General features: G+C 64.5%; 5 protein-coding genes. 3 read left to right on the forward strand and 2 right to left on the reverse strand.

Translation table 11 applies throughout. The features are described 5' to 3' along the window. The 3 genes from VEK15_31600 to VEK15_31610 all read left to right on the forward strand — a co-directional run. Nucleotides 1-603, forward strand: a 603-nt coding sequence (locus tag VEK15_31600; GenBank protein HXV65283.1) for a DUF234 domain-containing protein, incomplete at its 5' end; no start/stop codon positions are given. 472 nt (nucleotides 604-1,075) lie between these two features. Further along, complete coding sequence (locus VEK15_31605; GenBank protein ID HXV65284.1) at nucleotides 1,076-1,825, forward strand: outer membrane beta-barrel protein; 750 nt, start codon at nucleotides 1,076-1,078, stop codon at nucleotides 1,823-1,825. Nucleotides 1,826-1,847: 22 nt separating this feature from the next. Then, a complete protein-coding gene (locus VEK15_31610) occupies nucleotides 1,848-3,506 on the forward strand; it encodes a S8 family serine peptidase (GenBank protein HXV65285.1) in 1,659 nt (552 codons plus the stop codon). 75 nt (nucleotides 3,507-3,581) lie between these two features. Here the strand turns inward: VEK15_31610 and VEK15_31615 are convergent, their stop codons facing one another. Together VEK15_31615 and VEK15_31620 are read right to left on the reverse strand one after the other, a co-directional pair. Next, the gene (locus VEK15_31615; protein HXV65286.1) at nucleotides 3,582-3,884 is read right to left on the reverse strand and encodes a panthothenate synthetase; all 303 of its coding nucleotides are present in this window, start codon (nucleotides 3,882-3,884) and stop codon (nucleotides 3,582-3,584) included. A 119-nt stretch (nucleotides 3,885-4,003) separates the two neighbouring features. Further along, a partial coding sequence (locus tag VEK15_31620) for an ADOP family duplicated permease (GenBank protein HXV65287.1) occupies nucleotides 4,004-6,050 on the reverse strand: 2,047 nt, incomplete at its 5' end.

Raw genomic sequence — 6,050 nt, forward strand, 5'->3', positions numbered from 1 at the left:
TACGGTGCGATCCGACAGTTCGCGGACATCGAAGTGCAACATCAGCTCGAACGCCTGCTCGAGCTCGGGCTCGTCGAGCGCGTGGTCCCGGTGACGGAGGACCCGCTTCGAACGAAGCAGGTCGTTTACCGCATCGCGGACAACTTCCTTTCCTTCTGGTTTCACTTCATCTACCGGCGACGAGCCGACATCGAGCGCGGGCTGGGCCGGGATGTCGTCGACCGCGCCGTGTTGCCGGGTCTTGCCGGTTACATCGGGCCCCGTTGGGAAGAGATGTGTCGGCAGCTCGTCCGCCGGAAGGCAGCGCGCGACGAGCTTCCGGTTCGGGTGTCCTCGGTCGGAAACTGGTGGAATCGAGACAGCTCGGTCGAGATCGATGTCGTGGGCATGCGCGGCGGGGAAATCGTACTAGCCGGCTCGGCAAAGTGGACCAGCTCGATAGACTCCAGAGAGCTGAACCGGCTCCGCAAAGCAGTTCTTTCGATGCCGCGGGTTGCGGCCGACGTGGTGCTTGCTCTATTTGCGCGAGACGAGGTGCGAGGCGTGGCAGCCGGCGAAGCCCTCACATTTGTCGCCCGAGACTTTTTCTCGCTGGCAGGATGATGAAAAACTCAACCACCCTGCGCGAGCGGAGCGAGCTCGGCGCGCTGGCCGCGCCGTAAGCAGCCCGATCCGTGGCGGCACGATCGATTACGGGTCCCCCACACCATTGAGCATTCTAGAGTGGACCCTGACGGCACAAGCGGATAAGCCGGAATCGCCGGTCATCGGATACCGGAACACCTGTCCGGTGCCATCGCTGCAGCTAGCCATCACCGGGCGTAGCTGCCGGCACTTTTTCGAGAAGTTGGCCGTATCGGTCGCCTGGTGGGCCTCATGAAATGCCTTCGCTCTCGAAACCATAAAGGGGTGAGGGATCATCGTGAATCGCTCGAAGCAGGGAATACGGAGCGGGTTGATGGGCAGCGCCGCGAATGGCTGGGTATCGATTCAAAGCGTCTGGTCAAGATGCCTTGATGGGCCTGGAAGCGGCGTCGGGCCGCAGCTGTCTCCGTCGTCCCTCGAGCAAATGTTAGTGAAGCCCGAGAAAGGGGGGATCATGCGCCCGCGCTTTCGCTCGCTGATGCGAGCGCCGTATCGTCTGCTCCCGTTGCTCCTCATTCTGCTCGCCCCCTCGTCGGCCTTCCCTAATGAGGACCGCCAGGATGTGCCGGCCTCCGACCCAGGCCCGGCCGGTGAGACGCTCGAGGGTACCCGTGGCTATGTCGGGGCCTTCGGGGGATATTCGACGGCCGGCGCCGAGGGCCTGGAGGACGGATTTCTGGTCGGCGGAAACGCCGCCTTCTTCTTGCTGGAGCACGTCGGCATCGAGGCCGGCGTCCACCGCCGGAGCACGGATCTCGCCTCGACGCCGTCGAACGCGCTCTCGGGAGGCTCGCTGGATTCGACGATCGTCACCGCGGGCGTCGTCTTTCGCTTTCCGGTGAGTGCGCGTGTGGTTCCCTACGTCGCGGGCGGAGTGGCGTATTTCTCGAACAGTTTCGAGATCGATGCATCGCTCTCCGGCCGACTGGCCGCCTTGAACTTCCAGGCAACGGAAGAGGTGGATAGCGCGCTGGGGTTCAACGTCGGAGGCGGAGCGTACGTCGTCTTGGCCCGTCGGTTCCAGGTCTTTGGGGAGGCCCGATACCTGAACGCGCTGTCGGATACCAGGGCCGAGCTCCGGGACACGATCAGCGGGACCACAGCCGAGGTCGGAGGCAACCAGGGCCTGAACTCGCTCGAGATCCGCGCGGGCGTGCATTTCGTGTTCTCGCGACGCTAGTAAAGAGAAAGGTGGGCAAGCCATGATGGGATTCCCAAAAACCCCCTTCCCGTTTCCGGCTAGGGGCATTGCTCTTCTGGTGATGGCGCTTGTGCCGGTGCCCGGCTCGCCGCAGGTGACGATTGACGAGGGTCCGCTCCCGCCCCCGACACTGCGCCGGAGCTCTCCGAGTCTCGATTCGCGCCTCGCGCAGCTCGCCGAGATCGACCGCCGGGAGGGCCGGGAAGCCGCCTCCCGCTTCGCGGCGGCCAACGCCATTCCTCTCGACGCGCACCAACGAGTCCGAGTGCTCATTCATCCGGGGACCGCCTTCTCGATCGGGGCGGAAACGGCGATCGCCGCGCGGGTTCTCGCGTTCGGCGGGGACGTGCAGGGACGGGTCGGCGATTTGGTCGAGGCCCTGGTGGCCATCGAGGCCGTGGAGTGGCTCTCGGGCCCTCGCGAGATCGGCTGGATCGAGCCCGCCCCGCTTCCGGTCACGATGCAGGTGACTAGCCAGGGCGTCGCCGTCACCCAGGCGAGCGAGATCCTGGAAGGCGGCGCGTCCTATCGCCCGTCGGCGGAACCGATCCGAGTGGGCATTCTGGATGGGGGATTCGAGGGCTATTCGAGTCTGCTCGGCGGCGAGCTGCCCGCGAGCGTCACCGCCCGGTCGTTCCATCCGCTGGGGATCGGAGGAGGAGGCGTCATGCACGGGACGGCATGCGCCGAGATCGTGCACGATATGGCACCTGACGCGGATCTCTATCTCGCGAACTTCGATACCCTGAGCCAACACGGCGAGGCCGTGGACTGGCTCGTTTCGCAGGGGGTGGAGGTGATCTCTTACTCCGTCGGCTGGTACAACGCCGGCCCCGGCGACGGGCGGGGAAGGGTCAACGATCACGTCCGCCGGGCGACCACGGCCGGCGTCGAGTGGGTAGGGTCGGCGGGCAACGACGCGGAGACCCACTGGGAAGCGACCTTCTCCGACACCAGCGGCGACGGCTGGCACAACTACACGTCAACCGACGAGGGCAACACCGTCTCCCTCCGGGAGGGCGACGTCTTCATCGTCTTCCTGAACTGGGACGACTGGTTCCAGTCGAGCCAGGACTACGACCTCTACATCTTCGACTCATCGAGCGGCCGGCTGGTGGCGTTCTCCGAAAACTATCAGGACGGCTCGCAGCCCCCCACGGAGGCCGCGGGATTCGTCGCGCCCTCTTCGGGCAACTACTTCGTCGCGATACGCCAGTTCAGCGCCACGCGAAACGTGAAGCTCGAGGCCTTCTTCTTCACCAGCTCCCCGAATCGGGTGCAGTACGTGGTGCCCGAGGGCAGCCTGGCCATCCCCGCCGACACAGATGGCGCGATCGCGGTTGGAGCGACCTACTGGCGTGACGACGCACTGGAACCTTTCAGCTCTCAGGGGCCCACGACCGACGGACGGACGAAGCCGGACCTCTCCGCCCCCGACGGAGTGGATACCGCGACCTACCTGGCCCTGGGGGGGCCCTTTTTCGGGACATCCGCCTCGGCCCCGCACGTGGCGGGGGCCATCGCCTTGCTGAAGGCCCGATTCGGGATCTACAGCCTGGATCAGGTCATCGAGATCCTCTACGGCCGCGCTCTCGACCGGGGTGCGGCGGGCAAGGACAATCGGTACGGGGAGGGACGGCTCGACCTCGTCGGCCGATGAGGGGCCACTCGGTTCGGCGCCGGAAACTCGAGGGGCTGTAGAATCCCCGCTTGCGAGCCCGTCGACACCGATCCCTCACCTTTTTTCCTGGAAATCCTCCAGTCGTGCCTTCTCCAAGTCCTCCGGGAGCATGCAGGGCACGAACTCGACCGTCGACTCGAATGTCAGGAACAGGTGCTCGGCGATTTTGGGGATGTAGGAGGCATCCGGCAGATCCACGACCATGATGCCACCCCGTTTGCCTTTGTTGGCGCAGAAGTACACCGCCTCGGGTTTGATCGCCTCCAGAATTTTTTTGATCGCGGGCCCAGCGGTTCCGTTCTTGACCATCGTATTGAAAGGTTCTACCGGGTTTTGGAAACTAACCAGCATGCGCATTGCAGCACCTCCTGTCATGCTCGCAGCCGCGTTAACTTGGCCGCATTCGTGGGCAAGGAGCATACCGTATAGCCGAGACGACGTCGACGCCATCAACGTGACCTTCGGCGAGCTCCAGCTCATTCCACCCGGAGCGAGCTCATCGGGTCGAGTCGCGCGGCCCTGAGGCCGGGGATCAAGCACGCGACAACCGCAGTCGCTCCAAGACAGAGCACGACGCTTACTAGCGTGCCGGCGTCGATCGTGCCCACCCCGAAGAGAAACCTCGCGAGAAACCGCGTCAGCACGAAGCTAGCCAGAAGACCCAGAAGGACGCCGAGCGCGCTCAGCGACAGGGCGCGTCCCATCACCAATCGCAACACGTGCCCCCCGCTCGCACCGAAAGCCATCCGAACTCCCAATTCCCGCCGACTCCGATTCACCCAGTAGGAGATCACACCGTAGATCCCGGCGGCCGAAAGCAGGAGCGCCACACCGGCGAACGCGATGAGCAGTCGGGCCAGAAATCGGTCAGTCGAGATCGACGCCGCGGCGAGCGAATCCAGCGTGAACTGACCGCTGACCGGCTGTCGTCGATTGAGCGCCAGCGCCTCCTCGGCGATGGCCTTCGCTCCCGCGGTGGCATCCGCCGAGCGGGTGACAACAGTCATCGCGCTATAAGCGGCCTGGGGATGGGGAAGATAGAACTCGGGTTTGTAAGCGGCGGCCGGTCCTTCGAAGTGAACGTCGCCGACGACCCCTACAACGAGAAGCTCTCGACGCCCGTCATAGATGAGAAAACGCTCGCCGACCGGGTTCCGTTCTGGCCAGGCGAGCCGGGCGAAGGTTGCGTTGACGAGCGCGACCGGCTGTGTATCCGCCCGGTCGTATTGGTCGATCGTCCGACCCGCCAGTACCGGAATCCCCATCGTCTCGATATAGCCTGGCGTGATGGTTCGAAAGAAAGACTGCCTTACTTCGCCCCTCGCCCGCTCCTCTCCCGGTAGCGTGTAGGGCAAGTCGTAATCGATGGTGATCGGATCCATGGGAAGTCCCGAGCTCGCGCCGGCCGACTCGATGTCCCCGCGGGCGCGAAGGCGCTCGAGAAGCGTGCGAAAGTAAGTCTCTTCGGCGCCGTCGTCAGCGTATTCCTTGTCGTCGAGATAAATGCGGGCGGCGCCGAGGCCCGCGATCCGAAATCCCGGGTCCACGGATTGTAAGTTCCAGAGGCTCTTCACCATCAGCGATGCCCCAACGAGCAGACTCACGGCGAGTGCGAGTTGAGCAACCACGAGGATCCGGCTCAGCCCGGGAGGCCTCTGGCCCACACCTCCACCGCTTGCCACACCGCCGCTCATCTGTCGGATGAGATCCATGCTGAACGTATGCACGATAGGCGCGAGCGAGAAGAGAACCCCTGCGAGGACACTAACCACGGCCGCGAAGGCGAGGATCGGCAGATCGAGCCTCACGTCGTGGAGCCGAGGCAGATAGATCGGTGCGACCGCCAGAAGAGAGCGATGAAGGCCGAAGGCCATGAGCGCTCCCAGCAGTCCTCCCGGTACGGCGAGCGTGAGGCTCTCCGCCATCAGCTGACTGACGACGTGCGACCGCCGGGCGCCCAGGGCTCGCCGCGTCGCCATTTCGCGGGCTCGAACCGCGGCGCGGGCGAGAAGCAAGTTGGCGGTATTGGCGCAAGCGATCAGCAGAATCAGCCCTACGGCGACCGTGGCGAGCATGAGTGGCGGACGGGCATTTCCCACCAGCCTCTCGCGGAAGGACTGAAGGGCGATCGTATAGTCTTCGAAGCGCGGATAGACGTTCGCGAGATCCCTGGCGGCACCCGCGAAAACCGCTTCCGCTTCGAGCGGATCGCCGTCGGCTCGAAGTCGTGCGATCATGAGGACCCGGCCCCGAAGTGTCAGGTCGTCGGGATCCCACGACTGCGGCATCCAGATTTGGACGTCAGTATCCGGGAGGGGGAGGTGTGCAGGCATCACGCCGAGGACGTTCACGGACTCGTCATCGAGAATCAACGTCGAGCCCACGATATCCGGATCGCTCCCGAATCGCCCCCGCCAGAGCGTCTCGCCGATGACGCAGACCCTTCCGCGTCGATTGGGGAGGACGTCCTCGGGTAGAAAAGTCCGCCCCAGGATCGGCTCCACACCCATGACTTCGAAGAAA

Source organism: Vicinamibacteria bacterium, assembly GCA_035620555.1.
In the GTDB taxonomy this organism is placed as follows: domain Bacteria; phylum Acidobacteriota; class Vicinamibacteria; order Marinacidobacterales; family SMYC01; genus DASPGQ01.